The sequence below is a fragment of the Erythrobacter sp. genome, assembly GCF_024305245.1.
Lineage (GTDB): Bacteria > Pseudomonadota > Alphaproteobacteria > Sphingomonadales > Sphingomonadaceae > Erythrobacter.
Genome location: NZ_JAMWYX010000010.1, coordinates 96,975 through 123,061 on the forward strand (window position 1 = coordinate 96,975; position 26,087 = coordinate 123,061).

A 26,087-nucleotide genomic window follows, 5' to 3' on the forward strand; every position below is an offset into this window, starting at 1 on the left:
TGCGGTCAAAAAGCGAATCCGCCCGTCGCACGACTTGCATCGCATGCGGGCAACCTTGCGGCTTTTGCGCGTTGCATTGCCTCCGGCTGCGCGCCATCTGTGCGGCATGACTCGCAAATCCCCGCTCGACGATCCCAAGAACGCGGCCCACGCCTGGGCGCGTTATCGCCAGATCATGAAGCTGCTGCTGGCGGTGACCGCGCTGGTGGTGGCTGTGGCGATGGGGCTGCTGTTCGCGTCCAACGGCACGGTGTCGGTGCATTTCTACATCGCGGTTGCGCTCGGCATCAGCTTTACGATGCTACTGGGCGGCGGACTGATGGGCCTCGCCTTCCTGTCCAACGGGACGGGGCACGACGAATCGGTCGACAACCGCCTTCCGGGCCGCGACGAGTTCTGGTCGCCGAAGGATGATTAAGCGGGCGGTTTGAGCTGGTAATCCTCCACCGGCACGCCGCCGACCAGATGTTCCTCGATAATGCGGTCAAGCACTTGCGGGCTGCACGAATGATACCACACCCCGTCCGGCCACACGACCGCGATCGGCCCCGCCGCGCAAATCTGCAGGCAATCGGCCTTGCTGCGCTGGATCCCGCCGCCCGGCCCGCGCTTGCTGTCTTCCCCGCGCTGCGGACCGACCAGTCCGCGTTCTTTCAGCCGCGTCTTGAGGAATTTCCACGCCTCCTCGCCTTCCTCGCGCGAGCAGCATTTCTGCTTGTCCGAGACCGAACACAGCATGATGTGGCGCTGGATTGCGGTGCCCTTGTCCGGGTCGCCGAAATGCTTGCCGAGCGAGGTCTGGGCGGACAGCAGTTCCTTGCGGCTCATTGCGCGCCCTCCTCGTCCTTCAGCCAGCGATCCAGCCAGGCGAACACCGTGTCATGCCATTGCAGCGAGTTCTTCGGGCTCAGCACCCAGTGGTTTTCATCGGGAAACACCAGCAATTGCGAGGGAATGTCGCGTTCCTGCAGTGCGGTGAAGCTTTGCAGGCCCTGGGTGTAGGGCACCCGGAAATCCTGCTCGCCGGTCACGACCAGCATCGGCGTCTGCCAATTGTCGACGTAATTGGCCGGATTCCAGCGTTCGTAGGTGTCGCGTGCCTCGGTGTAGGAGCCGCCGAAATCCCAGCGTGGGAACCACAATTCTTCCGTCGAATAGTAGAAGCTGCGCAGGTCGAACAACCCGTCATGCTGGACAAGGCAATCGAACCGTTCGGGCCAGCGCCCTGCGATCCAGTTGATCATGTAGCCGCCATAGCTCGCCCCCATCGCGCAGGCGCGGTCCCCGTCGATCTGTGTGTCGAGTGTGAGCGCCGCGGCGAGGCCTTTTTGCAGGTCTTCCAGCGGCTTTCCGCCCCAGTCGTTGCGGATCGCATCGGTGAAGGCCTGCCCGTATCCGGTGCTGCCGTGGAAATCGACCGAGATCACCGCATAGCCCTGGCTGGCGACGACGCGCGGGTTCCAACGGCTTGACCAGCCATCGTTGAAACTGCCCTGCGGCCCGCCGTGGATATACAGCACCGCCGGGATCGGCCCTTCCTGATCGGCTAGCCGGGTGATCTGGCCCCACACCGTGTCCCCATCCGCCCCGGCAAAGCTGAAGCGGCGGGTGATGATATTGGCCATCTGCCCCATTCGGGTGGTGGCCACATCGGTCAGCGGCCGCCCCTGCTGGCCCGCATCGGCAAGATACAACTCCGCCGGATTGCCCAGCGAATCGCGGGTGAACAGCAGTCGCCCACCTGGCAGCGCGGCGAGGCCGGCAATATGCGCCTCGTTCCCCGCCATCAGATCGAGCCGGGTGACTTTGCCGCTGGCCGGATCGATGCGGAAGGCAGGGGTATCCAGCACCTCCTGCGCGGTGGCGATCAGGCTTTGGCCATCGGCGCTCCATGCCAGACTGCCGAAGCTGAGATCGGTATCGGCGGTCAGCGCGCGGGTGGTTCCGGTCGCCAGATCACGCAATTGCACCATCAGCCGATCGGCTTCGTAGGTCGGGCGCTCCATCGCCAACCATGCAAGATAGCGGCCATCGGGCGACACGGCGGGCGCAGTGTCGGTGGCGGCATTGTTCGCGGTGAGATTGGTGGGCGCGCCGCCCGAAAGGTCGGAAACGTAAACATCGAGATTGGTCGAGGTCGGCTCCTCGCCGTCAGCTTTGCGCGCGACGAAGTAGACCTGCTGGCCATCGGGCGACCAGACGATGTCCTCTCCCCCGCCGAACGGCATGGTCGGGGTGTCGCCGGTCAGCCCGGTGGCGGGATCGGTGCCGTCGACCGGCACGCCCTCGCCCACCGCTTGCCCGTCTTCGATCGGGAACACGAACACGCGGTTATAGGTGCCGGGCGTTTCCCACTGGTCCCAGTGACGGTAGAACCCGTCCGCGCCGTCATACAGCCGCCCGGTGCCCGGCCCCGGCAGGTGTGCAGGGGTGGCATCGGGGCACGCGAATTGCGGGCAATCGCGCGGGGCAGCGCCCCATAGCGCGATGGCATTGCCGGTCGGTGCCAGTTTGAACCCGTCGATGCCGGTGCCGGGGGTGTCGGCCACCAGTTCGGGCGTTCCGACCCGTCCATTGCTGCCGAGGCTTACCCGCCAAACGCGGCTGCGCGCTTCGGCATCGGCAGCGGGATGGTCGCTGCTGAGGAAATAGAGCGCTCCGCCGGCGCCGAAGGCGACCGCAGAAGCCTTCAGCCCGAAATCGAGCGCCACCGGCGCTGCACCGGGCTGTGTCAGGTCGAGCAGGTAATGCGCGGTGCTGCGCACCAGCGTGTCCGGATCGGTGGTGGTCACGCTGTAAACCGCCAGCGTGCCCGCGCCGTTCACCGCCGGCGCGCCGAGGCGCGGCATGGTGACAAGATCGCGCGCGGTCATCGCCGGGGTGGCAAGGCCGGGAATGGTCGCGGTTGCGGTCGCCGCGCTTTCCGGCGGTTCCTGTGCGGCGAGCGGGGCGGAGAAAAGGGCGGCGGCGAGTGTGACCGGAATCAGGGCGCCGAAAGCTGTAACATTACGCATGGCTGCAAGAGTAGCCTGCCGCGCGGATGTGCGCCAGTGTTACGGCCGCTTGCCGACGATCCGGGCGATTTCCGCCTGCACCAGCTTTTCGACCATCGCGGGCAGCTTTGCCTCCAGCCATTCGGCCAGCATCGGGCGCAGCAATTCGCGGGTCAGCCCTTCGAGCGAGGTTTCGCCCGAGCGGACGATCTGCGGTTTCACGCCCGGTTCGGCCAGCATCGCCAGCGCGGCGAGATTATCCTGCATCGCGCTGCGCACGGCATCGGCGATCAACGGGGTATCGTCCGATGCTGGCGCGCCAATGCCCAGCGGCAGCGCGCTGTTTTCGCCTTCGGGCAGGCATTCCATGTCGGCCAGATCGAGCACTTCGTCCCCGACCATGTCCGCGTCGCGCACCTGATGCTGGTTCGGCGCCTCGGACTGCGGTGTCGCCGCGCTCTCGGCATCATCCGAGGCGGTTTCGCGGCGGCGACGCTGTTCCATGGCCACGGCGCGATTATCGCGCGCGATGACTTTCTTGATCGATTCGAGGATTTCCTCGACCGACGCTTCGCTGTCGTGCCCCATGTCCTGCCCTTGTTACGCTACCCGACCGTTCCCGAATCGGGACAGATTCATTCGCCCGGAAGCAATTGCGGCCCGATTGTTGCGTCAGGGGCGGGAATGTCAACGGTGCTGGTCGATTTCGCTGCGGCCGCGGGGTCGCGATCCCAGTCCCAGATCCTGTCGCGCACCCGTTCGTAATTGATCGTCGGATCATATAACGGGCCGCCGGTGTCGAGATCGAGGTCGCGCGCCTCGGCCTTGCCCATCAGCGCCAGCAGGTTGAACCCGGCGACATAGGCGTTGCGGCGCGCCGTCACCAATTGCGCGCGCGCGTTGACCAGTTCCTGTTCGGCATTGAGCACGTCGAGGATCTGGCGGTTCCCGATCGAATTTTCGGCCCGCACGCCTTCAAGGCTGAGTTCGGCGGCTTCGACGGCGGCCTGCGTGCTGCGGATGACCGCATTGGCCGCCTGCCAGTTGGAATAGGTCGAGCGGGTTTCGGCGATCACCTGACGTTCGGCGGCGATCACGTCTTCGAGCGCCGCGCTTTCACGCGCACCGGCCTGCCGCTGGCGGGCGGCGGGCAGGCCACCCTGAAAAATGGGGATGGTAAGGCGGACACCGGCGTTTCCTGTCACCTCGGCCTGGACAAGGCCTTGCCCAAACCCGCCGAGCGTGCCGAAAAAGTTGCTGTAGTCGGCGTTCGTGAAGGCGGAGAGCTGAGGCAACCGGCCGGCTCCCGCAACCTTGGTGTCGAAGCCCGCTGCATCGGCGCGTTCCTTGGCGGCGATCAGGTTGGGGTTGTTTTCCAGCGCGGTAACGATCGCGGTGCCGACCGTATCGGGCAGGCCGGGAAGCGGCGGCGGCGGCGCGAGTTCGCCCGGCGCGTTGCCGACCAGCCGGATATAGGTCTCGCGCGCGGCGATCAGGGTCGCCATCGCCTGTTGCTGATCGCCTTCGGCCACCGCGAGTCGCGAGCGTGACTGGGCGACATCGGTGATGGTAAGGTCGCCGATCTGGAACCGGTCGCTGGTGGCCTCCAGATTGGTGCGCAGCACGGCGACGTTGTTATCCGCCAGCGCCACCAGCGCCTCGGTGCGCAGCACGTCCATATAGGCGGCGACGACCTGGCTGAAGAGCGCGCTTTCGGTGTTGCGCAGGTCGGCCTGTCCGGCGGCGACCCGTTCCTTGGCGGCGCGGATGGAATTGCGGACGGCACCGCCCGAATAGATCGGCACCAGGAATTGCGTGGCGACGCCGAGGTTGCGTTCCGGGGCGGTAAAAGCATTGGCCGATTGCCGAACGAACTCGATGTAGGTTGCGGTCGTATTGAGGCTGGGCAAGCCCGGCGCCCGCTGGATCGCCACGTTCTCGTCGGTCGCGCGCTGGTTGGCGCGCGCGGCTTCGAGCGAGGGGTTTTCGACATAGGCCGCCGCCAGCGCCTCGCGCAGCGTATCCGCCTGCGCCGGAGCGGCGAGCGCAGTCAGCGTCAGCAGGCTGGCCGAACCGGCCAACCGCAGCAGGGCGGGAATGCGCGTCACCCGAACGTCCAGCCCTTGGGCGCGTCGAAGGCGTGGAGCACCGGGATGCCCATATCCTCGAGCGGTTGCAGCGCGACCTTGCCCACAACCTTGCGGCCCGAAGCCAGCCGCGTCACCTGCCGCAGCACGAGGCCCGCAACGACCCGGCCGTTATCTGCCAGCCGTGCGACCAGCGCTTCGGGCAGCTGCTCGATCGCGCCATCGATCATGATCAGCGAATATTCCGCATCACCTGCGCCTGTAACCGCATCGGCCGCGCTGACAGTGGTCAGGTCGGCCACCAGCGGGCGCAGCAATTCGGCGAGGTAGCCGGTGCCGCCTTCGACCACCAGCACACGGTCGGTGCGCGCGGGCGCGGCTTCCATCAGCAGCTTGCCGTAGAACAGCGGCGCGGCGAGGTGGCCGTTTGCGCCGAGCGAAACCGCCCGGTCGATATAGGCGAGCGACGCCTTTTCGGCCGGCAGGAAATCCTCGCGCGGGACGGCGATCATGCGCGCCAGCACATATTCCTCGTTCACGCCGCTGGTGCGCAGCTGGCTGTCGATCATGGCCCGGCGCGCGGGCTGCGTGTCATTGCGGGGTTCACTGGTCATGGTCAGATCGGTCATGCTTGCTCCGGACGCTGTATTAGAGGAGTAATACAGTTAGTCAAACCTTCCTTAGACGTGCGTGAAGCGGGTTCCAAGGCCTTTGCGCCCTTTGCGACCGACTGTTGGCGGCGTTCGATTTCGGGCTTTGACCTCATGGCTCACCGGTGCTTAGGGGAGCGCGCAATCAAGCGACATTGTATTCGACTTATGCAGGGATGGCTTCGATGAGTGACATGACGACCAATGGCGACAACGTGCGGATCGAAACGGATTCGCTGGGCGAAGTGGCGGTTCCCGCGCATGTTCATTGGGGCGCGCAGACGCAGCGCAGCATCGTCAACTTCCCCATCGGCGGCGAGAAAATGCCGCCTGCGCTGGTGCGCGCGCTGGGTATCCAGAAGCTGTCCGCCGCCAAGGCCAACATGAAGCTGGGTGTGCTCGATGCCAAGCTGGGCGAAGCGATCGTGCAGGCCGCGCGCGAAGTGATCGACGGAAGCCTTGCGGACCAGTTCCCGCTGGTGGTGTGGCAGACGGGTTCCGGCACCCAGTCGAACATGAACGCCAATGAAGTGATCGCCAGCCGCGCCAACGAGATTCTCACCGGCAACAAAGGCGGCAAGGATCCGGTTCATCCCAACGATCATTGCAACATGGGGCAATCGTCGAACGACACCTTCCCCACCGGAATGCACATCGCCGCCGCGCATGAGGCGATTGCCAATCTGATTCCCGCGCTGACAAAGCTGCACGGCGCGCTCGATGCCAAGGCGCAGGAATTCGGTGCAATCGTCAAGATCGGCCGCACCCACTTGCAGGACGCTACCCCGATGACCTTGGGGCAGGAATTCTCCGGCTATGCCAAGCAGATCGAATACGGCATCGCCCGCGTCGAAGCGACGCTGCCGCGCGTCCTCGAGCTGGCGCAGGGCGGTACTGCCGTGGGCACCGGGATCAATTCCAAGGTCGGATTTGCAGAAGAATTCGCCGCGCAAGTGGCTGCCGAAACCGGCCACGCCTTCGTCACCGCGCCCAACAAGTTCGAAGCCCTCGCCGCGCATGATGCGATGGTGGAGATCTCGGGCGCATTGAACGTGCTCGCGGTCAGCCTGATGAAGATCGCCAATGATATCCGCCTGCTCGGCTCCGGCCCCCGCAGCGGGCTGGGCGAACTCAGCCTGCCCGCCAACGAGCCCGGCTCCTCGATCATGCCGGGCAAGGTCAACCCGACCCAGTGCGAAGCGATGACGATGGTCTGCGCGCAGGTGATCGGCAATCACATGACGGTGACGGTTGCGGGCACGCACGGGCATCTTGAGCTCAACGTGTTCAAGCCGGTGATGATCTACAACGTGCTGCAGTCGATCAAGCTGATCGGCGATGCGAGCCATGCCTTCACCGATAATTGTGTGGTCGGGATCGAAGCCAACGAAGGCCGGATCAACCAGCTGCTCAACGAAAGCCTGATGCTGGTGACCGCGCTCAATCCGCATATCGGGTACGACAACGCCGCCAAGATCGCCAAGAAGGCGCATGCCGAAGGGATGACCCTGAAGGAAGCCGCGCTGGAACTCGGCCTGCTGACCGAGGAACAATTCGCGCAGTGGGTGGTGCCCGCCGACATGATCAAGCCCCGAGCATAAGGCTGCGCGTAAGGCTGCGCGTAAGGCGCGCGCCTGAACAGCCGTTCATCTTTCGACCAAGGCCCCACCCTGCCCGACGACAAGCGCCCTGCCCGCTAGGATTCGTGCGGGCAGGGCGTTATCGCTGACGCGCAACATGGCGAATGATCGAAAAACCGAGGTGCCCACGTCCGGGGCTGATGTGACTGTGCCGTTCCGCACGGTGCTGGTTTCCATGCTGGTGCTGTGGGCGACCTATTTCGCGCTCACCACGCTGCGCAGCATGGTGATGGAATTCGATCTCCAGTTCGAACTGGCCTGGCGCCGCCTTGCGGTGACGGCGATGGGCGTCACGATGACGATCGTGTTGTGGCTGCTGCTGCGCCTGTTCGATGCCAAATCGCTGTGGATCAAGATTTCCGCCTCGTGCCTGCTTGCGCTGCCCGTGGCGCTTGCGATCGGACAGGTAAATTACCTTGTCTTCAAGGACATGGAGGCCGCCTACCAGCAGGCCTATGCCGAGAAATACAACCTCAACCTGCGCCGCGACGAAGCGGGCAATCTGCTGGTCGACGTGCCGGTGCGGCGGGTCGGCCCGGCGGTTCCGGGCGTGCCCGGCGGCGCTGTCGACGACGATGACGATGTGGTCGGGTCCGAAAGCGTGATCATCGCCGGCGCGGAAACCTATGCCGATTTCTGGCGCAAGCTGCTCGACGTGGCGCTGGGGCGCTATTTCCTGCTGCTCGCCTGGGCATCGACCTATTTCGCGCTGCTGGCAGGCGTGCAGGCGCGCGCCTCACAGCGCCGCGAGGAACAGTTCCGCTCTGCCGCCAAGGCCGCCGAATTGCGATCCCTGCGCTATCAGGTGAACCCGCATTTCCTGTTCAACACGCTGAATTCGCTCTCTGCCCTGGTGATGACTGGCAAGGCCGACCGGACCGAGAAGATGATCCAGACGATGAGCCGGTTCTATCGTCACAGCCTAGCGAACGAACCCACCGCCGATGTCGCGCTGAAAGACGAATTCGACCTGCAAAAGCTGTATCTCGATATCGAGGCGGTGCGCTTTCCCAAGCGGCTGGTCTGCGTGTTCGATCTTCCGGAAGATCTCGAGGAAGCGCGGGTGCCGGGCATGATCCTGCAGCCGCTGGTCGAAAATTCGGTCAAATACGCGATCTCGCCCGTCGCACGCACAGTGACCGTGACGCTCGCCGCGCGCGAGGAATTCGATCGGCTGGTATTGACCGTCAGTGATGATGGCCCCGGCGTGCCGCAGGGCGCCAGCCACGGCTTCGGCATTGGCCTCGCCAATGTGCGTGACCGGCTGGAGGCGCGCTTCGGCCCCGATATCGGCTTTACCTCCGCCCCTGTTCCGGGCGGATATCGCACCGAAATCCGTATCCCCCTGACCCGGTTTGCGACCCGCCATGACTGATAACGACATCGAACCGACCGCCCTGCGCACCCTGATCGTCGATGACGAACCGCTCGCGGTGGAACGCGTGCAGGTGATCTGCGCCGAAATCCCCAATGTGCGGGTGATCGGCACGGCGAGCGACGGGGCCGCCGCACTGCGGCTGGCCGAAAAGCTCGAACCCGATCTGGTGCTGCTCGACATGACCATGCCCGAACTGGACGGGCTGGGCGTCGCGCGAAAGCTGGCCGAGCAGGAACAGGCACCGGTGGTGATCTTCGTCACCGCGCATGATCATTTCGCGGTCGAGGCGTTCGATTGCGATGCGGTCGATTATGTCCTGAAGCCGGTCGCTGCCGACCGGCTGGAACGCGCGATCGAACGTGCACTGGCGCGGCGCGGCCAGCGGCGCCAGAAAACCAGCCGCTATCTCGACGAATTGTGGGTGCCGCACCGGTCAGAACTGCTGCGCATCGCGGTGAGCGAAGTGCACCAGATCGATGCCGAGCGCGATTACGTGCGGCTGCATGTCGGCGGGGCCGATGCGGAGCGATCATATCTGCTGCTGCAGACCATCGCCGGGCTGGAAGCGCGGCTCGATCCCGAACAGTTCATCCGCATTCACCGCTCCACCATCCTGCGGCGCGACAATATTCGCGGGCTGCGGCACGACGGCCTCGGCGTGTGGTCGGTGGAATTGCAGAACGGCGAGGCGCTGCGGATCGGGCGCACCTACCTCGCCCGGGTCAAGGCGATGGCCGGAAGGTAGTTTTTCGGGTTCGCTGATGCGAGCTGCGCCACACAAATGCCCTGCCAACCAAAAAAAGCGACCCGAACCCCAGGGACTATGAGGGTTCGGGCCGCATCGCTGCACTGCGGGGTGGGGCAGCGTCAGGCTGCGCGGTTCAGCCGCCGCGCTGGCGATTTTCCATGATGGTCGCGACCTGCTGGCGCGCATCGACGCGGGCCTTGGCCAGACAGGCGCGCGCTTCGCGGTTCATCACGCGCGTGCCGGTCTTGAGATCGGTGGTGCGGCACACCGTGCGCGCGGCTTTCTCGATCCGCTGGTCGAGCAGCTTCTGACCGGACGGCGTGGCGAGATTGATGTCGCTGGTTTCGATCGTCAGCGACATGGTGGTTGCGCCGCTGGCAAAGGCCGGGGCGGCGGTGCCGACGAGGCCCAAAGTGGCGGCTGCAATTGCGAATGTTTTCGTCAGGTTTTTCATAGTCATCCTCCAAAGGCAGCCAGCCTGTGATCGGACGGGGGTGCCGATCCGGGGGGTGCCAGGCCCTCTGCCGAATTGAGGAATAGGCCGATTCGCCGCCGCCATCGCGCGAGACTCGATCAACCCGTTGCGTTTGCTCGACCGGCGCGGCGGTATCCGGATGGACGGTTCGCCATCCCCGACAAATGGCGGTTTCCATCCGACCGGCGCATCTGCATAGTGGCGGGGATGGGACTGGCGACAATCGTGATCTTTGTGCTGGGCGTCGCCAACTTCGCAATGAACCGGGCGGTGTTCGAAAGCGGCCATCCGCTGATGGCGCGCCTGCCGCGGTCGAGCCGCGAGCTGGGCCGCCGCGCTTCACTGGTCACCGAATTCGCAGTGCTGTTCTTTGCGCTGCTGCTGTCGGTCAGGGGCTGGCCGGGATTTGCCTGGGCTTATGCAGGTTATACCGCGTTCAGCGCAGTGGCTGCATGGCTGATCCTCACGAGGCGGGTATAGTGCCGCGGAACGGTAGAGGAATTGGCGCTTCACATGAATCGGAAACCGGATTCGGCCTGCTGGCTCGTCGTCAACCCGGCCAGCGGGAGCAACGAGGCGGCTTCGGCAGAGACGCTCGCCGCCGCGCTGCAAAAGCGCGGGTGGTCGGTCAGCCGCACGATCACTTTCCCCGATCAGCCCCTGCCGACCCCGGCGGCGCTGGATGCAGCCGCAATCGCGATGGTGGTCGTCTATGCGGGCGACGGCACGGTCAACGCCCTGATCAATGGGCTCGCCGGATGGGGCGGCGCGGTGCTGGTGCTGCCGGGCGGAACGATGAACCTGCTGGCGAAGCGACTGCACCGGTCGCTCGACATGGACGATATCTTCGACATCGTTGCGGGCGGCGGCGCGCGCAGATGTCGCCCCGCCTGTGTGCGCTGCGATGGCCGGCTGGCGCTGGCAGGATTGCTGGTGGGGCCGGGCACGCAGTGGAACCGGGTGCGCGAATCGATGCGCGACTTCGCGCTGGCCGACATGGCGGCGGAAACGATCGAGGCGATCCGGCATACCGCCACGGCGCCTTATGTGCTCGTGCCCGAGAGCGGCATGGCACGCGAGGACGGCTATCCCCTGATCGAACTGACGCCGGGCGAACACGGCATCCAGATCGACGGCTATTATGCGGAGGACCCGCTCGATTACGCCGGGCAGGCTTGGGCATTGCTGCGGCGCAGGTTCCGCGAAGGCCCGCACGACCGGCTGGGGATGGTCGAAGCGCTGGTGCTGTCCAGCATCGATGGCAGCCCGCTCGCCTGTCTGATCGACGGGGAGCCGGCCGAATGCCCCTCTCCGTTCCGCTTCACTGTCGAGCCGTGCGCGGTGGATCTGCTGGCGAGCGCGCATGACCTCTGACCGGCTCGTCCTGTTCCACCTCTCCGATATCCATTTCGGCCTGGAGGACCGCGAAGCGCTCGAATGGGTGCGGCGCGAAATCGCCGCGCGGCGGCCCGATGCGGTGGTGATTACCGGCGATCACACGATGCGCGCGCGAACCCATGAATTCGCCGCCGCAACGCGCTGGATTACCGCGCTCGATGTGCCGGTGACGATCAGCATCGGCAATCACGACATGCCCTATTTCAACCTGATCGAGCGCTTCTTCGCGCCCTATCGCCGGTTCGAGGGGATGCAGGCGCTGATCGAGCGCGAGATCGATCTGCCGGGGCTGGCGATCGTTCCGCTCAAGACGGTGCGGCGCTGGCAGCCGCGCTTCAACTGGTCGAAAGGATGGGTGACGCAGCCCGCGCTCGATCGCTGCCTTGCTGCGCTCGACCGGCTTCCGCAAGGCACGCGCGCGCTGGTGGCGGTGCATCACCCGCTGCGCGAGGTCGGCACGCAAGGTACCGCGCTGACCCGTCACGGTGAGCGCGCCTTGCGCGAACTGGCGCAGCGGCAGGTGCTGGGGGTGTTGTCGGGCCATGTCCACGACGCTTTCGATATCGCCGAGCCGACCGCCGAGGGGGCGGTGCGCATGATCGGCGCGGGTACGCTGTCGCAGCGCATCCGTTCGACCCCGCCGAGCTTCAACGAGTTGCGCTGGGACGGGACCCGGCTCGAGGTCGAGGCGCGCAACCTCGAACATCTGCCGACCCCTGACATGATGATCGCCGATGTGCCGGAGAACGCGCTTCCGCCGCGTGGTCCGGGCGATCCCGTCGCACCGGCCGGACGCGTTCCGCCGGTCGATCCGCCGGTGCACTGACGCGCGCGCTTCGTAACCTGCGGCCCCCCCGGCTTAACCTTTTCCCGAGTATCGGCGTTAAGATTTTCTAAGTGAAACTGCGCAGGCAGACCGCGGAGTCGCGCGCAGGCGATCCGGCGGTGCTGCCTTGGTCTTACCCTTGCCGTTCTGGATTGTGCCGGAGGTTCGTGATGGAGATGTTGAAGGCATTCATATTCGGTGCGCTGATGTCTGCGGCGATCGGATTGGTGATCGGGTCGCAGGGCACCAGCGCCGGGCCGCTGGCCATCCACATGGTCGCGATAGCCGATGCCAAGGTCTACTGGTCGTGGCCGGTGTTCCTGTCGGGCAGCGGCCTTGCCTGGGGGCTGATGCTGCTGCAGCGCTGAAATCTGGCGGCGCAGGACAACAAAAAAGGCGGCACCCTTGCGGGGCCGCCCTTTCGGTATCCGTAAAGGATCGAGTCTTAGCGCTTCGAGAACTGGAAGCTGCGGCGGGCCTTGGCCTTGCCGTACTTCTTGCGCTCGACCACGCGGCTGTCGCGGGTCAGGAAGCCTGCCGCCTTGACGGTGCTGCGCAGTTCCGGCTCGTACTTGCTCAGTGCCTGGGCAATGCCGTGCTTGATCGCGCCGGCCTGACCCGAAAGCCCGCCGCCGCGCACTGTGGCGACGACATCATACTGGCCGTTGCGATCGGTGATGGTGAAGGGCTGGTTGATGACCAGACGCAGGGTCGGGCGGGCAAGATAGGTTTCCTGGTCCCTGCCGTTGATGGTGATCTTGCCGGTGCCGGGCTTCACCCACACGCGGGCAACCGCATCCTTGCGGCGGCCGGTGGCATAGGCGCGGCCCTGCTTGTCCAGCTCCTGCTGGCGCAGCGGAGCGGAAACGCGGGCCATTTCGACGGCATCACCCTGCGGTGCATCGCCGGCGATGTCCTTGAGATCGGCGAGATCGGTCACGGTGGTGGTTTCGCCAGTGTTCTCGCCAGTATTTTCCGGGGTCATTATGCGGTGACCTTGTTCTTGCGGTTCATGGAAGCAACGTCGAGCACCTGCGGCTGCTGGCCGTCATGCGGATGCTCGGTGCCGACGTAGAGGTGCAGCGCCTTCATCTGCTGGCGACCCAGCGGGCCGCGCGGAATCATGCGTTCCACGGCCTTTTCGAGCACGCGCTCGGGAAACTTGCCCGCCAGCACCTTGGCCGGGGTGGTTTCCTTGATGCCGCCGGGGTGGCCGGTGTGCTTGTAATAGACCTTGTCGCCCATCTTCTTGCCGGTGAACTGCACCTTTTCGGCGTTGATGATGATGACATGATCGCCGCAATCAACATGCGGCGTGAAGCTCGGCTTGTGCTTGCCGCGCAGGATGCTGGCGACGATCGCGGCCAGACGGCCGACGACGAGGCCATCGGCATCGATGATGTGCCAGTTCTTTTCGACCTCGGCCGGTTTGATCGACCGGGTCTGCTTGCTGAGCGCCTTCATGGCTGTGTATCCTTGGTTCGAAACATTATCCGGCCGCCTGCCGGAGAATCGCCCCGCCAGCCAGTCGGCCAGAGGGCAAGTGAGCGCGCAATTGTCGTTTCGCCCCCCGAAAGTCAAGCAAAAGCGCGGGTCACACGAGAGGTAAAATAATACCGTATGCCAATCCGGTCAGGCGCGGCGCAACTTCCAAAGCTCGCGTGAGCGGCGTTCCAGCCCGTCGATCCGGGTGATGACCTGACGCTCGCCTTCGGCCAGCCAGCGCGCATCCGGCGCGGCGCGCGCCTCCCACAGCAGCGCGAATTCGCCCGCTATGCCATCGGGCAGCGCAATGGCCTCCACCTGCCGCACCGGCGTGGCAGCGGGGAAGAACAGATCTGCGGGCATTATCTCGAACTCGCTCGATCCGGCGCGGTGGACCTCCGCCAGATAGCGCATCAGGCTGTCGCGCCGCGGCCCGGACCGGGTCAGCCGTGCAATCACCGCCTCGGCAGAACGAAGAGCCGCCGAAAGGTCGGCCGGCGCGGTGGGGGCCGGGCCCGAGGCTAGGATCAGGCCCGTTTCCGACAGCAGGATCGGGAACATCCCTTGCGTGCTGCGCCGCTGTTCGATGGCGGCGAGTTGGGCAAGGTTCGGCGGTGCATCGACGCTGGCGGAAACCTGCGCGCCGGAAACGAGAATTCCGCGCGCTTGCCGGGCAAAGCCGATTTCCCATCCGCGCCGGACGGTAATCGCCGCGCCGTCCGACAATTCGCGCACCAATTCGCGTTCGAGCAGCATCGGCCCTTCGGACAGCGCCAGCGCGGTATCAGCCGCTACCAACGGGCGCGCGATAGCGGCAAGGCTGCCCGCCATGCCCGCCCCGATCAAGCCGGCCAACAGCGTTCGGCGGGTGCTCCCGGCCATTTGATATTCCCCCCGTTTACGACCTTGTCGCCGCTTCAGTCTTTCGCCTGCGCCCCGCCGCCAAGCGCAGCCGCCAGCCATGCCCCGGTCGCCGGATGTGCAGCGTCGCAGTGCCAACCGATGATAGCGGGTGTATCATAGGGGTGCAACTTGCCCAACTGCTCGACCGCGATTGTCAGGCGCGCGGCGGTGGTCTTGAACAATACGCCGGTTTCCGTGCCGGTCTCGCGTTCGCCTTGCCACAGAAACACGGATTCGATTGCGGCGATGATGTTCGCGCAGGCAATGTGGCCGTGGTCGAGCATCTGTCCGGCAACTGCGCGGGCGCTGTCGCGATCGGGGAAGGGGCACCAGATCAGCGCCGCACCATCCTCTGCGCGCGTCATCAGTTCGCGGCCCGCGCGTTCTGGCGAATCACGCCGTCGCTGTGCATCGCCCATACTGTCGCCGCCACTGTCAGCGCGCCGACCAGCTGGTGCGCGGCGGCGATCCATAGCGACACTTCGCTCATCACCGTGGCAATGCCGAGCAGCACCATCGTGCCGAACGCGGTGTGCACCGCCACCGAAGCAAAGCGATCGGCCTTGCGCACCCGCCGCGCCAGCCACACCAGCGCGGCGACCGCGATCCAGGCCCACCAGCGGTGCAGGAATTGCAGCAGGAACGGATCATGGGTGAGCGTCCACAGCACGCCGCCAGACCAGTCCACCTGCGGAATCAGCTGTCCGTTCATCAGCGGCCAGTCATAGGCGGCGTGACCGGCATTCAACCCCGCCACCCACGCGCCGAGCAGCAGCTGGATGAACAGCACCCCAGCGACCAGCGCCGAGCCAGCCGTCAGCGGCGCCGGGCGCGCAGCGGGATCACGAGCGAGCCGCCCGAGATCGCGCGCCGTCCATACCAGACCGCCAAGCAGGAGCAGCGCTGTCAGCAGATGTGCCGACAGGCGGAAATGGCTGACATCGGTAAGATCGGTCTGCCCCACGCCGGAGGAAACCATGTACCAACCCAGCGCCCCCTGCCCGAGGATCAGCCCGAACATCGCCGCCAGCCGCCAGCCATAGCCCGCCGGAATCGCGCGGCGCACCGCGAACACGATCAACGGCAGCAGGAACGCGAGCCCGATCAACCGGCCCAGAATGCGATGAAACCATTCCCAGAAGAAGATGAACTTGAAGGCCGCCAGATCCATTCCCGCCGGGCCGCTTTCGAACCGGTACTCGGCGGTCGCGCGATACTTGGCGAATTCGGCAGCCCAGGCCGCTTCGGTCAATGGCGGCAGGATGCCGGTGACGACGTTCCATTCGGTGATCGACAGCCCGCTTTCGGTCAGCCGGGTGATCCCGCCCACCAGTACGATGACGACCACCATCGCCGCGACGACCATGAGCCAACGGGCCAGCGCCAGCGGACGCGCCTTGCCGCGCGGGGCGACAGCGAAATGACTGGAGACTGAGGCGGACGTGGCCATGACGGCGCATTCCATGTGCCGGAGCGGCGGCGAGTGCAAGCCCGTTCGGCGCAAGCGCAAGTGCGATCGGCGCAATCCCGGCGGCCGCGCTTGCACAATGTAACAATATCACATAAAGGATGGATCGTGATGACCCAGTCCCCCGTGCCTGCCGCGAATCAGACATCGCTGCGCCCCAGCCTGCGTCGGCGCCTAGATCACCTCGGGATCGGGTTGGCGGGTCTGTGCGCGCTGCATTGCATGGCCACGCTGCTGGTCGTTTCGGCGCTGGGGGTCGGCGGGCATTTCCTGCTGGAAGAGAACATCCACCGTATCGGCCTCGCGCTGGCGCTGGTCGTGGCCGCGGCAGCGATCGGCTGGGGGCTGGTGCGCCACCGCCGCGCGTTCCCTTTCGCCGTGGCGATGGCGGGGCTCGGCTTCATGTTCTGGGCGCTGATCGTGCCGCACGGAACCAACGAATTTGTGCTGACCTTGCTCGGGGTTACGCTGGTTTCTGCGGCGCACTACCTGAACCTGCGCGCCTTGCGCTGAAAGCCCCGTCATTCTGATGGTTGCACCCTCGCGGCGAGAGCCTATGTCTCGCGCCATGAGCGATCCCAAGACCATCACCCTCAACGGGGACACCCGCCGCACCCACGCCGCCACCATCGCCGATCTGGTGCGCGAGCTGGAACTTTCGCCCGAGAAAGTCGCGGTCGAGCGCAATGGCGAAATCGTGCCGCGCTCGACTCTGGGTGAAGCATCGCTGGCCGATGGCGACACGCTGGAGATCGTCCATTTTGTCGGCGGCGGCGATCATGGGGGCGATCATGCGGCGGACACCTGGACGGTCGCGGGCCGCACCTTCACTTCGCGGCTGATCGTCGGCACCGGCAAGTACAAGAACTTCGAACAGAACGCGGCGGCCGTTGCGGCTTCGGGTGCGGAGATCGTTACCGTCGCGGTGCGCCGGGTGAACGTCAGCGATCCCAAGGCGCCGATGCTGACCGACTATATCGACCCCAAAAAGATCACCTACCTGCCCAACACTGCGGGTTGCTTCACCGGCGAGGACGCGGTGCGCACGCTGCGGCTGGCGCGCGAGGCTGGCGGCTGGGATCTGGTCAAGCTGGAGGTGCTGGGCGAGGCGCGCACGCTGTACCCCGACATGCGCGAAACGCTGAAGGCGACCGAAGTGCTGGCCAAGGAAGGCTTCCTGCCGATGGTCTATTGCGCCGATGATCCGATTGCAGCCAAGCAGCTGGAAGACGCAGGCGCGGTCGCGATCATGCCGCTGGGCGCGCCGATCGGCTCCGGCCTCGGCATCCAGAACCGGGTGATGATCCGCCTGATCGTGGAAGGCGCGAAAGTGCCGGTGCTGGTCGATGCGGGCGTCGGCACTGCGTCCGATGCGGCGGTGGGCATGGAGCTGGGGTGTGATGGTATTCTGATGAACACCGCCATCGCCGAAGCGAAAGACCCGATCCGCATGGCCCGCGCCATGAAGCTGGCGGTCGAAGCCGGACGCGAGGCGTATCTGGCAGGCCGCATGGCGCGGCGGATGTATGCGGACCCCAGCAGTCCGCTGGCGGGATTGATCTAAGCCCAACCGCGCGCGTGGCGGTGAAACGGCTCACGCAGTGAGCCGCAAGGCCGACCGGCCGCCCGCAGCGACCGGAGGGAGCGAGGATTTCGCAGCCCGGACGGGCTGCGGACAACAAGAAACCCCACCTAACGCTAAATTAACCATGCCGTGCGACACCTCTCCTTGTCCGAAGGAGGCACGCCATGATGACGCCGATTGCCGAGATGCGCGAATTTGCAGGCTTCGCCCCGTGCGAACAGCGCTACATCAAGCGCAGCCTCGATATCGGCCTTGCCCGCACCGATGCGTTCCGGCGCTGGGGCCGCGGCGAGGCGGAGAACGTCGCGATCCGCCGCCAATATGTCGCCTATCAGGATTTGAAGGCGCTGCGCGCGCTGATCCCGGCCGAAGGCACCCCGAACGAAGTCGAACGCTTCCTCGGCAAGCTGGTGCGCATCGCCGCTTTCGATCTCGAACAGGAGCGGCTGGAGTGCTTTTCGGCGTTCCGCTTCCTGTATGAACGCCTGCTCGGCGCAGCGGCGCGGCCCTATCTGCCCGCCGCCTTCTGCGCCGCGAGCGCGCTCCCCGCCATCCGCCCCGAACGCCGCAAGCTGCTGCTGCAATCGCTGAGTGAAGCCGCCGCCACCGCGCCGGGCTGGTCGCAGCGCGAGCCGGGGTTCTATCCCGAGTATGTCGACGATTTCGAAGCGGCATGAGCGGGAGGGGCGCTCCGCCATGCCCCTAACCGATCACGATCCCGGCCACCTTCCACGCGCCGTCCTCCCACACCAGTGACAGGCTCTCGACCTGATTGGTCCCGCTGGCATAGCTGCTGGCGAACTTGACGAGGCGATACCCTTCCGGCGGTGCGGGGACGTACTCGTTGGCGACGAGGTTGCGGGTCATGAGCTTGCCGAGCGGCGCGCGCACCTGTTCGGATATCTCCGCCCAGCTTTCCAGTGTGTTCACGCTGCGAAATTGCGTCCCGGTGGCGGAATAGGTTTCGGCCCAGCGGCTTTCGTCCCACAGGTTCAGAAAATCCTCGGCCGTGCGGGCGGCTTCGGCGGCAGAGGGTTCAGCGGCGGCAACGCTGCTCGTGGCCGCAGCAGGCACAACCGAAAGCGGCGAGGCGGGGAGGAACAGGGCAGCAAGGATCAGCGACATGGCAAGCACTCCGATGGACGCGAGGGCAAGGTCTGGCCGTGCCCACCGCCGGGTGGCGGATGCCGCCATTGGTGCATCGGGAGGGGCCGCCAAGGCATCCCCCAAAGCCTTGTCCCCCGGCAATTGGGGGTCATCGGCTTCCTCTGTCAAAAGCTTCCGCGCCGCCTCACGGCTGCTGGTCACCCCAAGCTTGCGCCGTGCATCGCGCAGCCGTTCGTTGACGGTATGGACCGAAAGCCCCAGTTCGCGTGCCGAGGATTTGGCATCGTGCCCGCGCAGGAGCAGCCGCAACGTATCCTTTTCCTTGTCGGTCAGCGCGTCGAGGTCGGATGTCATGGGCGTAGGTCTAGGATGCGCACCCGCAAGCGGCCACCCCGAATCTCTTGGGTCGTCGGAGCGTCAGTGACGAAGGATTAAGCCTCTGTCCTGTAGCCAGACCCGATGTCTGTGCATTTCAATCTCAAGGAAGCCGGTTTCTTCTCGCTGGAGGACTGGCCGGTTACGGTCTGCGCGTGGCGGGGATGTTGCATCGAAGTGTTCGCGCAAGGTGAGCACGCGGTCGCGGATTGCCTGAGCGCGCTGGAAAAAGCCGGGATCATGCTTCCCAAGGATGCGCGCAGCCCCATGCCGGTTACGCGCCTGCGGGGGCTGAAGGCCTGTATCGAGAGCCATGATTTCGGCAAGCACGGGGAACTGGCCCGGCAGCGGATCGATCATTGGGAAAATGTCTGCAAACAGCGCGCATCGCTTGCGCATGGCCGGATCAAGGCGACCGCCGACGGGGTCATCATCAGCCACCGCGTCTTTGACGGCAGTACCGAATGGCCGCAGCCTCCGGAGCGCCTCTCGCGCATGGATATGCTGGTGAGCCTGCAGGAAATCTCGCGCGCGCAGCAACTGCTTCATCAGCAGCTGCGGCAGATCGAGGCGTTGGCGGCCGATGCGGCATCCGCAACTTCGCGGTCGGACAAGAAACCGCCGCAGTGAGGCGTTAGGCTGCTCTGCAACAAGGAGACAGCCATGACCGACCGCATTCTCGTATTCTACGGTTCCTACCGCCGCGACCGGCAGGGCATCCGGCTCGCCGATTACTGCGTCCAGAAACTGGCCGAACGCGGGGCCGAGGTGGAGCTGATCGACGCGCAGGCGGTGGGCCTCCCGATGCTCGACCGGATGTACAAGGAATACCCCGAGGGCGAAGCGCCCGAGGCGCTGGAAACGTTGGCGGGCAAGATTCGCGGCGCCGATGCGTTCGTGTTCGTCGTCGGCGAATATAACTGGAGCGTGCAGCCGGGGCTGAAGAACCTCACCGACCACTTCCTCGAAGAATGGTTCTGGCGCCCCGCCGCCATCGCCAGCTACTCCGCCGGGCGAACCGCGGGCGTCCGTGCGGCACTGGCCTGGCGCGACATTCTGGGCGAGATGGGCATGGCGGTGGTGTCGAGCACCATCGCGGTCGGTCAGATCGGCAATACGCTCGACGAGCAGGCCCAGCCGCAGGGCGAAGGCGGCAAAGCGCTCGAACGCCAGTTCCCGCGCTTTGCCGACGATCTGGCGTGGTGGACCGAAGCGGCGCGGGCGCAGCGGGAGAAGGTGGCGGTGCCTTATTGATGTGCCATGGAGGCAGCGACCCCAAAGCTGCTACATATCAACTCCTTGTTTATGGGCGACTTACCGTTAAATGCAGGGTATGTGGCTGAAGGAACCTCAGGCGATAATCTTCGATTGCGACGGGGTTCTAGTAGACTCTGAAATCATTCACATAGCTGCGGAGATTGAACTGCTGGCGAAGTTTGGTTTGGTTTATGCGCGCGAAGCATACTTGACCCGTTTTGTCGGACTGTCGAACGCTGATTTCCAAACTGAGTTGGCGGCCGATTACGCAAAGCTTACCGGTGATGAATTCCCTTCAGACTTCGGCTCACAGCTTGATGAAATAGTCTGGCCTCGGATTGAGGCCGAGCTTAGAGCAATCGATGGCGTTGCTGAGCTCGTCCAATCATTCTGTGGCAAGGTCGCGGTCGGATCATCTTCCCCCCTCGAAAAGCTGCTAAAGAAGCTTGAGATAACAGGGCTACAATCGCTGTTTGCGCCCCACATTTACTCTGCCGACCATGTCGAGACTGGGAAACCAGCCCCCGACCTGTTCTTGCATTCCGCTGCGCAGATCGAGGTTGATCCGATCCGTTGCCTTGTCATCGAAGACAGCGTTCACGGAGTTTTAGCTGCGAAGGCGGCGGGTATGACCCCCATCGGCTTCGTCGGAGGCGGTCACTGCGATAAGCGGCTTGAACAAAGGCTTTTGGCAAATGGTGCCGTGATGGTAGTTTCCCACCACTCGCAGATCCGCGCTTTGCTTTGCTGAGCAGCACTTCCTGCCGCTCGCACCTACCCCCGATATAACCCGTCAATCCGCCCCTGATACCGCTCGCGGATCTTGTGGCGGCGGATCTTCATCGACGGCGTCATTTCTTCGTTCTCGATGCTGAACGCTTCGTCCGCGAAGGCGAACTGGCGGACCTTTTCGATCACTGACAGATCGGCATTGGTCCGGTCCAGCGCCGCGCGCACCGCGTTCCTGAAGGCGGGCAGGTCCTGCAGCGCGGTCAGATCGAACTTCTCGCCGTTCGCGCGCGCCCATTCGAGCGCCCATTCGGCATCGGGCACGATCAGACCGACCACGTAAGGCCGCTTGTCACCGCTCACCATGGCCTGCGCGATTTCGGGCTGCAATGTCAGCATCCCTTCGACCTTCTGGGGCGCGATATTGTCGCCCTTGTCGTTGACGATCATGTCCTTCTTGCGGTCGGTGATGACGATCCGGCCCTTGTGATCCAGATGCCCGATATCGCCGGTGTGGAGCCACGGCCTGCCCGCCGGTTCGGCGGGATCGGCCTGCAGCGTGCGCGCGGTTTCGGCATCGTTGCGCCAGTATCCGTGCATCACCAATTCGCCGCGCACGAGGATTTCACCATCGTCGGCAATCCGAACCTCGACCCCGCGCAAGGGCGGGCCGACCGTGTCCATCCGCAGGCCGACCTTGGGGCGGTTGCAGCTGATCACCGGCCCGGCCTCGGTCTGGCCGTACCCCTGCAGCATCGTCAGCCCGAGCGCATCGAAGAAATTGCCGACTTCGGGGTTGAGCGGCGCGCCGCCCGATACCATCGCCTTGATCCGCCCGCCGAACTTGTCGCGAATCTTGGGGCGCAGCGTCTTGCCGACGATATAATCGAGCGGCCGGTCGCGCAGGCGTTTCTTGCCGTCCTTGCTGTGCTCGGAGATTTTCATCGCCGCATCCAGCATGAAACCGGCGACTTTGCCCTGCTTTTCGATCTGCTTCATGATGCGCGCGCGCAGCACTTCGAACAGGCGCGGGACCACCACCATCAGCGTCGGGCGCGTTTCCTCGATATTGGAGGCGAGCTTTTCGAGGCCTTCGGAATAGAAGATTTCCGCCCCTACTCCGATCGGCAGAAACTGCCCGCCGGAATGTTCATAGGCGTGGGATAGCGGCAGGAAGGACAGGAAGCGTTCGTCGTCGAGCCCGAAATCGTTGATCAGCACCTCTGCCGCGCCCGCCGCGTTGCACAGAATCGCGCCGTGGTGCTGCATCACCCCGCGCGGCGCACCGCCGGTGCCGCTGGTATAGATCAGGCACGCGGTGGCCGACCGTTCGATCTGCGCGATGCGTTCATCGACCGCAGCCCGCGCCGCAGCGGCATCGCCGGCGATCAGCGCGCTCCATGCGTGATATTCGAAGCTGCCCGATTGCTGGCGCTTGAGATCCTCGATCCCGATAACGTGTTCGATCAGCCCGGTCTGGCCGATCGCGCCGACCAGCGGGGCAAGCAGTTTACTGTTTGACACGAACACCGCGCGCGCGCCCGAATTGTCGAGGATGTGCGCGTGATCGCGGCGGGTGTTGGTGGTGTAGGTCGGCACGGTGATGCACCCGGCGGCCATGATCGCCAGATCGGCGATGCACCATTCGGGGCGGTTTTCCGATACCAGCGCCACGCGGTCGCCGTCTTCCAGCCCCATGCGGCGCAAGGCTTCGGCCAGCAGGCAGACGTGCTCGGCGGCGGAACGCCAGCTTTGCGTCACCCATTTCCCGTCGGCCTTGTGCCCCAGGAAAGGCGCGTCACCCTTTTCATCGGCACGCTTGAGGAACAGTTCGACGAGGTTTCGCGCGCCGTCGATGTCCTGCAGCAGCGGATCGTCCGCCGGGTTGATTGTCGCGCGGACATTGTTGCCTGCCCCCTTGGGCGGCAATGTGGGGGAATGCACTGGCAAAGGCTCCTGATCCCTTCGAGCATGTTGCCGGGGCTCTGATGCGGCCCCGTTGAATTTCAGGTTAGTGCCTCATCGCCGGAGCGGCAAGCCGCGAGCATCACTCGTAATCGAGCTTGCCCTTGAGCCGCGGATCGACTGCGGCTTCCCACCCGCCACCCGGCAGGCGCCGCAGGGCATTGGCCTTGAGCGGCGCGCCCGATGTGCGGATATTGCCATGGCCGAGCGCCTTGAGATCATTCTCCATCGCTTCGAGCAGACCTTCTTCTATCACAACCACATCGCCGAAGCTCATGATGAACGGCAGGCCCAGCGCGGCTTCGGCGGTGAGGCCGAAATCGACCACGCCGATGATCGCGCGGGCGACCTGCACCGGGATCGTTGGCCCGCCCGCCGCGCCGATCACCAGCACGACCCGGCCATCGGCATCATAGACGATGGTCGGCGCCATCGAGGAACGCGGACGCTTGCCGCCCTCCACCCGGTTGGCGACGGGCTTGTCATCGGCCTCGGGGGTCAGAGTGAAATCGGTGAGTTCGTTGTTGAGATAGAACCCGTTCCAGTACAGCCCCGATCCGAATGCGCCCTCTACGGTCGAGGTGTAGCTGACGGCGTTGCCCTCGGCATCGGCGACCGCGAAATGGGTGGTGCCGTTTTCCGGCTCTTCCGGCCCGTCCCCGCGCGCGAGCGGCGCGCCCGGCGGTGTGCCCGCTTCGACCTTGGCGAGTGCGGAAGTGGAGGAGATCAGCGCCGACCGGGAGGCCATGTAAGCGGGATCGACCAGTCCGGCGACGGGCACTTCGACGAAATCGGCGTCTGCAAGATACAGCTCGCGGTCGGCATAGGCGAGGCGCTGGCTTTCGACGAACAGGTGCCAGAAACGCGGGCTGTCCGGGCCAAGCGCGGCGAGATCGAAGCGTTCGAGCTGGCCGAGCATCTGCCCCACCGCCACCCCGCCCGAAGACGGCGGCCCCATGCCGCATACGCGGTACACGCGGTAGCGCACGCAGACGGGTTTGCGCAGCTTGGCATCATACGCCGTCACATCGGCCGCCGTCATCGCGCCGTCCTGCGGGGTTTCGCCTGCGACATAGGCGGCGAGGCCAGCGGCGGCATCCGCCCCGTACATTGCCTGAGGTCCGGCGGCGGCGAGGGCTGCGAAGGTGTCCGCGAGCGCGGGGACGGTCAAGGTCGCGCCGATCGGCAGCGGCTCGCCATCCGCGCCGAAGAATGTGGCGCGTGCAGCTTCGGTCTTGTCGGCGCGGCCCTTGTTGGCGGCCAGCGATTCGTGAAGGCGGCGGTTCATGACGAAACCGTCGCGGGCTAGCGCGATGGCGGGTTCGAACAGCGCCGCCCAGGGCAGCTTGCCGAACTTTTCATGGGTTTCGGCGGCGAGCGCGATATTGCCCGGTACCCCGACGCTGAGGCCGGAGAACACGCGGGTCTCGCGCGGCAGAACCTTGCCCTCGGCATCGAGAAAACGGGTCGCCGTGGCGGCGGCGGGGGCGGTTTCGCGCCCGTCGATGGTGACGATATCATCGCTATCCCCGTCGGCGCGCAGCATGAACCCGCCGCCGCCGATGCCGGAGCTTTGCGGTTCGACCACGGTCAGCGCCAGCATCACCGCAATCGCAGCATCGGTGGCCGATCCGCCCTGCGCCAGAATCGCCTCCCCGGCGGCAGTTGCGCGCGGATCGGCGCTGCTGACCGCGCCCTGCGCGCGCGTCGGCGACGGCGCGGCGGCAGTTTCGGGCGGGAGAGTGGCGGCGCAGCCGGTGAGGGCGAGCGCCAGCGGGGCGAACAGGGGGACGAGAAAACGCATCGGCAGCCTCGCTATTCGGTTCCGACCGCTTCGGCAATGCTGGCAAAGCCATCGCGCCGCATCAGCCGCTCTAGCCCCTTGACGATCCGCGCGCCGAGGCCCGGTCCTTCATAGACCATCGCGGAATACAGCTGCACCAGCGAAGCCCCGGCGCGGACGCGTTCCCACGCGTGTTCGGCCGTGGCGATGCCGCCGACACCGACCAGCGGGATCGCCCCGCCGGTGGCCTTGCGGAAATCGCGCAGGCGCTGCTGCGCCAGATCGCGCAAAGGCGCGCCCGACAGCCCGCCGGTCTCGCCCGCATGGTGCGAACGCAGGGCAGGGCGCGAGATCGTGGTGTTGGACACCACCAGCGCGCCCAACCGCCTGTCCAGCGCGATGCGGGCAATGGCGTCGATATCGGCGGGTTCGAGATCGGGCGCGACCTTGAGGAAGATCGGCGGGGGCGAATCGCCCTCCGAAACCTCGTCGCGCGCTGCAATCACCGCATCGATCAGACCTGCCAGCGCGCCTTCATCCTGCAAGGCGCGCAGGCCGGGCGTGTTGGGCGAGGACACGTTGACGCACAGATAGCTCGAAAATGGAGCCATCAGCCGCGCCATCACGGCATAATCGGCGATGCGATCGTCCGAATCCTTGTTCGCGCCGATATTGACGCCGACAATGCCCGGTCGGCCCGCGCGTGCGCGCAGCCGGTTCAGCGCGGCTTCGGCCCCCGAATTGTTGAACCCCATGCGGTTGATCACCGCGCCATCCTCCACCAGCCGGAACAGGCGTGGCTGCGGATTGCCCGCCTGCGGCAGCGGGGTGATCGATCCGACCTCGGTGAAGCCGAAGCCCAGACCGAGCAGCGCGTCGGGCACCTCGGCATCCTTGTCGAACCCGGCGGCGACACCGACCGGATTGGGGAAGGACAGCCCCGCCACCTCCACGCCCAGCGCGCCCGGCACCGGCATCGGCCCGCGCAGCGGCAGCGCCTTCAGCCCCTTGATGGCAAGACGGTGTCCGGTTTCGGAATCGAGCGCGAACAGGGCGGGCTTGAGCAGGCGGAACAGCATGGAAATTGCGCCTATGGCAGGCCGCGCGCGCTGTCGAGCATGCAAGTGCGCAGCGGGCCTGCGCGCGCATAATCGATCAGGCGTGGCAGCACCTTGGCAGCCGCAATCCTTCAGTTACGGGACACTGCTTGTCGCTTGCATACAATCAATCCGGCG

General features: G+C 65.4%; 29 protein-coding genes. 14 read left to right on the forward strand and 15 right to left on the reverse strand.

The features are described from left to right. Positions 1 to 106: 106 nt before the first annotated feature. A complete protein-coding gene (locus Q0L48_RS13580; RefSeq protein ID WP_296721817.1) occupies positions 107 to 418 on the forward strand; it encodes a hypothetical protein in 312 nt (103 codons plus the stop codon). Here the strand turns inward: Q0L48_RS13580 and Q0L48_RS13585 are convergent. From Q0L48_RS13585 to Q0L48_RS13605, 5 genes are read right to left on the reverse strand one after another with little or no spacing between them, the layout of a single operon-like run. Beyond that, entirely contained in the window at positions 415 to 828 is a 414-nt protein-coding gene (locus Q0L48_RS13585) for a (2Fe-2S) ferredoxin domain-containing protein (RefSeq protein WP_296721819.1), read from the reverse strand. The genes Q0L48_RS13580 and Q0L48_RS13585 overlap by 4 nt on opposite strands. Then, entirely contained in the window at positions 825 to 3,014 is a 2,190-nt protein-coding gene (locus tag Q0L48_RS13590) for a S9 family peptidase (protein WP_296721820.1), read from the reverse strand. Before Q0L48_RS13590 ends, Q0L48_RS13585 begins: the two co-directional genes overlap by 4 nt. A gap of 39 nt (positions 3,015 to 3,053) precedes the next feature. Next, complete coding sequence (locus Q0L48_RS13595; protein ID WP_296721822.1) at positions 3,054 to 3,581, reverse strand: DUF2497 domain-containing protein; 528 nt, start codon at positions 3,579 to 3,581, stop codon at positions 3,054 to 3,056. Between the two features lie 47 nt (positions 3,582 to 3,628). Further along, positions 3,629 to 5,092 (reverse strand): TolC family outer membrane protein, encoded by a 1,464-nt coding sequence (locus Q0L48_RS13600; protein ID WP_296721897.1) that lies wholly within the window; start codon positions 5,090 to 5,092, stop codon positions 3,629 to 3,631. Positions 5,093 to 5,097: 5 nt separating this feature from the next. Continuing rightward, positions 5,098 to 5,709: a protein-L-isoaspartate O-methyltransferase gene (locus tag Q0L48_RS13605; RefSeq protein ID WP_296721824.1), complete on the reverse strand. Its 612-nt coding sequence runs from the start codon at positions 5,707 to 5,709 to the stop codon at positions 5,098 to 5,100. Between the two features lie 215 nt (positions 5,710 to 5,924). Between Q0L48_RS13605 and fumC the strand changes: the two genes are divergently transcribed. The 3 genes from fumC to Q0L48_RS13620 all read left to right on the forward strand — a co-directional run bounded on the left by fumC (position 5,925) and on the right by Q0L48_RS13620 (position 9,493). Next, positions 5,925 to 7,331 (forward strand): class II fumarate hydratase, encoded by a 1,407-nt coding sequence (gene fumC, locus Q0L48_RS13610; protein ID WP_296721899.1) that lies wholly within the window; start codon positions 5,925 to 5,927, stop codon positions 7,329 to 7,331. A 214-nt stretch (positions 7,332 to 7,545) separates the two neighbouring features. After that, a complete protein-coding gene (locus Q0L48_RS13615; RefSeq protein ID WP_296721901.1) occupies positions 7,546 to 8,745 on the forward strand; it encodes a sensor histidine kinase in 1,200 nt (399 codons plus the stop codon). After that, positions 8,738 to 9,493, forward strand: coding sequence for a LytTR family DNA-binding domain-containing protein (locus Q0L48_RS13620; protein WP_296721825.1), 756 nt, complete (start codon positions 8,738 to 8,740; stop codon positions 9,491 to 9,493). Before Q0L48_RS13615 ends, Q0L48_RS13620 begins: the two co-directional genes overlap by 8 nt. Positions 9,494 to 9,629: 136 nt before the next feature. On the opposite strand, the gene Q0L48_RS13625 is transcribed toward Q0L48_RS13620, so the two are convergent. Further along, positions 9,630 to 9,950: a UrcA family protein gene (locus tag Q0L48_RS13625; RefSeq protein WP_296721827.1), complete on the reverse strand. Its 321-nt coding sequence runs from the start codon at positions 9,948 to 9,950 to the stop codon at positions 9,630 to 9,632. Positions 9,951 to 10,178: 228 nt separating this feature from the next. Between Q0L48_RS13625 and Q0L48_RS13630 the strand changes: the two genes are divergently transcribed. The 4 genes from Q0L48_RS13630 to Q0L48_RS13645 all read left to right on the forward strand — a co-directional run bounded on the left by Q0L48_RS13630 (position 10,179) and on the right by Q0L48_RS13645 (position 12,563). Next, a complete protein-coding gene (locus Q0L48_RS13630) occupies positions 10,179 to 10,451 on the forward strand; it encodes a hypothetical protein (RefSeq protein WP_296721829.1) in 273 nt (90 codons plus the stop codon). A gap of 33 nt (positions 10,452 to 10,484) precedes the next feature. Then, positions 10,485 to 11,345: a diacylglycerol kinase family protein gene (locus Q0L48_RS13635; RefSeq protein ID WP_296721831.1), complete on the forward strand. Its 861-nt coding sequence runs from the start codon at positions 10,485 to 10,487 to the stop codon at positions 11,343 to 11,345. Continuing rightward, positions 11,335 to 12,195 carry a metallophosphoesterase gene (locus Q0L48_RS13640; protein WP_296721834.1) on the forward strand — a complete coding sequence of 287 codons (861 nt, stop codon included), beginning with the start codon at positions 11,335 to 11,337 and terminating at the stop codon, positions 12,193 to 12,195. Before Q0L48_RS13635 ends, Q0L48_RS13640 begins: the two co-directional genes overlap by 11 nt. A gap of 170 nt (positions 12,196 to 12,365) precedes the next feature. Beyond that, a complete protein-coding gene (locus tag Q0L48_RS13645; protein WP_296721836.1) occupies positions 12,366 to 12,563 on the forward strand; it encodes a hypothetical protein in 198 nt (65 codons plus the stop codon). Positions 12,564 to 12,640: 77 nt separating this feature from the next. Here the strand turns inward: Q0L48_RS13645 and rpsI are convergent, their stop codons facing one another. From rpsI to Q0L48_RS13670, 5 genes are all read right to left on the reverse strand, one after another. Continuing rightward, the gene (rpsI, locus tag Q0L48_RS13650) at positions 12,641 to 13,180 is read right to left on the reverse strand and encodes a 30S ribosomal protein S9 (protein WP_296721838.1); all 540 of its coding nucleotides are present in this window, start codon (positions 13,178 to 13,180) and stop codon (positions 12,641 to 12,643) included. After that, a complete protein-coding gene (rplM, locus tag Q0L48_RS13655) occupies positions 13,180 to 13,659 on the reverse strand; it encodes a 50S ribosomal protein L13 (protein ID WP_296721840.1) in 480 nt (159 codons plus the stop codon). Before rplM ends, rpsI begins: the two co-directional genes overlap by 1 nt. A 168-nt stretch (positions 13,660 to 13,827) precedes the next feature. Beyond that, entirely contained in the window at positions 13,828 to 14,562 is a 735-nt protein-coding gene (locus tag Q0L48_RS13660; protein ID WP_296721842.1) for a hypothetical protein, read from the reverse strand. A gap of 35 nt (positions 14,563 to 14,597) precedes the next feature. Next, positions 14,598 to 14,948, reverse strand: coding sequence for a divalent cation tolerance protein CutA (gene cutA, locus Q0L48_RS13665; RefSeq protein WP_296721843.1), 351 nt, complete (start codon positions 14,946 to 14,948; stop codon positions 14,598 to 14,600). After that, complete coding sequence (locus Q0L48_RS13670; RefSeq protein ID WP_296721845.1) at positions 14,948 to 16,033, reverse strand: COX15/CtaA family protein; 1,086 nt, start codon at positions 16,031 to 16,033, stop codon at positions 14,948 to 14,950. Before Q0L48_RS13670 ends, cutA begins: the two co-directional genes overlap by 1 nt. 129 nt (positions 16,034 to 16,162) lie before the next feature. Between Q0L48_RS13670 and Q0L48_RS13675 the strand changes: the two genes are divergently transcribed. The 3 genes from Q0L48_RS13675 (at position 16,163) to Q0L48_RS13685 (ending at position 18,313) form a co-directional block, all read left to right on the forward strand. Then, a complete protein-coding gene (locus Q0L48_RS13675) occupies positions 16,163 to 16,564 on the forward strand; it encodes a MerC domain-containing protein (RefSeq protein ID WP_296721846.1) in 402 nt (133 codons plus the stop codon). A gap of 55 nt (positions 16,565 to 16,619) precedes the next feature. Further along, positions 16,620 to 17,615, forward strand: coding sequence for a sulfur carrier protein ThiS (thiS, locus tag Q0L48_RS13680; protein ID WP_296721848.1), 996 nt, complete (start codon positions 16,620 to 16,622; stop codon positions 17,613 to 17,615). A gap of 185 nt (positions 17,616 to 17,800) precedes the next feature. Then, the gene (locus tag Q0L48_RS13685) at positions 17,801 to 18,313 is read left to right on the forward strand and encodes a hypothetical protein (protein ID WP_296721849.1); all 513 of its coding nucleotides are present in this window, start codon (positions 17,801 to 17,803) and stop codon (positions 18,311 to 18,313) included. 25 nt (positions 18,314 to 18,338) lie between these two features. Here the strand turns inward: Q0L48_RS13685 and Q0L48_RS13690 are convergent, their stop codons facing one another. Beyond that, positions 18,339 to 19,097 (reverse strand): DUF4019 domain-containing protein, encoded by a 759-nt coding sequence (locus tag Q0L48_RS13690; RefSeq protein WP_296721851.1) that lies wholly within the window; start codon positions 19,095 to 19,097, stop codon positions 18,339 to 18,341. 105 nt (positions 19,098 to 19,202) lie between these two features. Here Q0L48_RS13690 and Q0L48_RS13695 point away from each other — a divergent pair, with 105 nt between their 5' ends. The 3 genes from Q0L48_RS13695 (at position 19,203) to Q0L48_RS13705 (ending at position 21,126) form a co-directional block, all read left to right on the forward strand. Then, on the forward strand, positions 19,203 to 19,748 hold the full coding sequence (locus Q0L48_RS13695) for a hypothetical protein (protein ID WP_296721853.1): 546 nt from the start codon (positions 19,203 to 19,205) through the stop codon (positions 19,746 to 19,748). Positions 19,749 to 19,781: 33 nt separating this feature from the next. Next, entirely contained in the window at positions 19,782 to 20,372 is a 591-nt protein-coding gene (locus Q0L48_RS13700; protein WP_296721855.1) for an NADPH-dependent FMN reductase, read from the forward strand. A gap of 79 nt (positions 20,373 to 20,451) precedes the next feature. After that, positions 20,452 to 21,126 (forward strand): HAD family phosphatase, encoded by a 675-nt coding sequence (locus Q0L48_RS13705; RefSeq protein ID WP_296721857.1) that lies wholly within the window; start codon positions 20,452 to 20,454, stop codon positions 21,124 to 21,126. 23 nt (positions 21,127 to 21,149) lie between these two features. Here Q0L48_RS13705 and Q0L48_RS13710 read toward each other — a convergent pair whose 3' ends face one another. The 3 genes from Q0L48_RS13710 to Q0L48_RS13720 form a co-directional block, all read right to left on the reverse strand. Beyond that, positions 21,150 to 22,973: a long-chain fatty acid--CoA ligase gene (locus tag Q0L48_RS13710; RefSeq protein ID WP_296721903.1), complete on the reverse strand. Its 1,824-nt coding sequence runs from the start codon at positions 22,971 to 22,973 to the stop codon at positions 21,150 to 21,152. A gap of 178 nt (positions 22,974 to 23,151) precedes the next feature. Continuing rightward, positions 23,152 to 24,873, reverse strand: coding sequence for a gamma-glutamyltransferase (ggt, locus tag Q0L48_RS13715; RefSeq protein WP_296721861.1), 1,722 nt, complete (start codon positions 24,871 to 24,873; stop codon positions 23,152 to 23,154). A gap of 11 nt (positions 24,874 to 24,884) precedes the next feature. Beyond that, positions 24,885 to 25,931, reverse strand: a complete 1,047-nt coding sequence (locus tag Q0L48_RS13720) for a quinone-dependent dihydroorotate dehydrogenase (protein WP_296721862.1) — start codon at positions 25,929 to 25,931, stop codon at positions 24,885 to 24,887. Positions 25,932 to 26,087 lie beyond the last annotated feature (156 nt).

What these genes read in the sequence shown, in the direction of transcription:
- Q0L48_RS13615 (WP_296721901.1), top strand. Translation starts at nt 7,546, where the DNA reads ATGCTGGTGCTGTGGGCGACCTATTTCGCGCTCACCACGCTGCGCAGC.
- Q0L48_RS13635 (WP_296721831.1), top strand. Translation starts at nt 10,485, where the DNA reads ATGAATCGGAAACCGGATTCGGCCTGCTGGCTCGTCGTCAACCCGGCC.
- Q0L48_RS13720 (WP_296721862.1), bottom strand. Translation starts at nt 25,931, where the DNA reads ATGCTGTTCCGCCTGCTCAAGCCCGCCCTGTTCGCGCTCGATTCCGAA.
- rplM (WP_296721840.1), bottom strand. Translation starts at nt 13,659, where the DNA reads ATGAAGGCGCTCAGCAAGCAGACCCGGTCGATCAAACCGGCCGAGGTC.
- Q0L48_RS13585 (WP_296721819.1), bottom strand. Translation starts at nt 828, where the DNA reads ATGAGCCGCAAGGAACTGCTGTCCGCCCAGACCTCGCTCGGCAAGCAT.
- Q0L48_RS13670 (WP_296721845.1), bottom strand. Translation starts at nt 16,033, where the DNA reads ATGGCCACGTCCGCCTCAGTCTCCAGTCATTTCGCTGTCGCCCCGCGC.
- ggt (WP_296721861.1), bottom strand. Translation starts at nt 24,873, where the DNA reads ATGCGTTTTCTCGTCCCCCTGTTCGCCCCGCTGGCGCTCGCCCTCACC.
- Q0L48_RS13695 (WP_296721853.1), top strand. Translation starts at nt 19,203, where the DNA reads ATGTCTGTGCATTTCAATCTCAAGGAAGCCGGTTTCTTCTCGCTGGAG.
- Q0L48_RS13620 (WP_296721825.1), top strand. Translation starts at nt 8,738, where the DNA reads ATGACTGATAACGACATCGAACCGACCGCCCTGCGCACCCTGATCGTC.
- Q0L48_RS13645 (WP_296721836.1), top strand. Translation starts at nt 12,366, where the DNA reads ATGGAGATGTTGAAGGCATTCATATTCGGTGCGCTGATGTCTGCGGCG.
- Q0L48_RS13625 (WP_296721827.1), bottom strand. Translation starts at nt 9,950, where the DNA reads ATGAAAAACCTGACGAAAACATTCGCAATTGCAGCCGCCACTTTGGGC.
- Q0L48_RS13605 (WP_296721824.1), bottom strand. Translation starts at nt 5,709, where the DNA reads ATGACCGATCTGACCATGACCAGTGAACCCCGCAATGACACGCAGCCC.
- Q0L48_RS13675 (WP_296721846.1), top strand. Translation starts at nt 16,163, where the DNA reads ATGACCCAGTCCCCCGTGCCTGCCGCGAATCAGACATCGCTGCGCCCC.
- Q0L48_RS13660 (WP_296721842.1), bottom strand. Translation starts at nt 14,562, where the DNA reads ATGGCCGGGAGCACCCGCCGAACGCTGTTGGCCGGCTTGATCGGGGCG.
- Q0L48_RS13690 (WP_296721851.1), bottom strand. Translation starts at nt 19,097, where the DNA reads ATGACATCCGACCTCGACGCGCTGACCGACAAGGAAAAGGATACGTTG.
- Q0L48_RS13595 (WP_296721822.1), bottom strand. Translation starts at nt 3,581, where the DNA reads ATGGGGCACGACAGCGAAGCGTCGGTCGAGGAAATCCTCGAATCGATC.
- Q0L48_RS13590 (WP_296721820.1), bottom strand. Translation starts at nt 3,014, where the DNA reads ATGCGTAATGTTACAGCTTTCGGCGCCCTGATTCCGGTCACACTCGCC.
- cutA (WP_296721843.1), bottom strand. Translation starts at nt 14,948, where the DNA reads ATGACGCGCGCAGAGGATGGTGCGGCGCTGATCTGGTGCCCCTTCCCC.
- Q0L48_RS13630 (WP_296721829.1), top strand. Translation starts at nt 10,179, where the DNA reads ATGGGACTGGCGACAATCGTGATCTTTGTGCTGGGCGTCGCCAACTTC.
- fumC (WP_296721899.1), top strand. Translation starts at nt 5,925, where the DNA reads ATGACGACCAATGGCGACAACGTGCGGATCGAAACGGATTCGCTGGGC.
- Q0L48_RS13705 (WP_296721857.1), top strand. Translation starts at nt 20,452, where the DNA reads ATGTGGCTGAAGGAACCTCAGGCGATAATCTTCGATTGCGACGGGGTT.
- Q0L48_RS13580 (WP_296721817.1), top strand. Translation starts at nt 107, where the DNA reads ATGACTCGCAAATCCCCGCTCGACGATCCCAAGAACGCGGCCCACGCC.
- Q0L48_RS13640 (WP_296721834.1), top strand. Translation starts at nt 11,335, where the DNA reads ATGACCTCTGACCGGCTCGTCCTGTTCCACCTCTCCGATATCCATTTC.
- rpsI (WP_296721838.1), bottom strand. Translation starts at nt 13,180, where the DNA reads ATGACCCCGGAAAATACTGGCGAGAACACTGGCGAAACCACCACCGTG.
- Q0L48_RS13685 (WP_296721849.1), top strand. Translation starts at nt 17,801, where the DNA reads ATGATGACGCCGATTGCCGAGATGCGCGAATTTGCAGGCTTCGCCCCG.
- Q0L48_RS13700 (WP_296721855.1), top strand. Translation starts at nt 19,782, where the DNA reads ATGACCGACCGCATTCTCGTATTCTACGGTTCCTACCGCCGCGACCGG.
- thiS (WP_296721848.1), top strand. Translation starts at nt 16,620, where the DNA reads ATGAGCGATCCCAAGACCATCACCCTCAACGGGGACACCCGCCGCACC.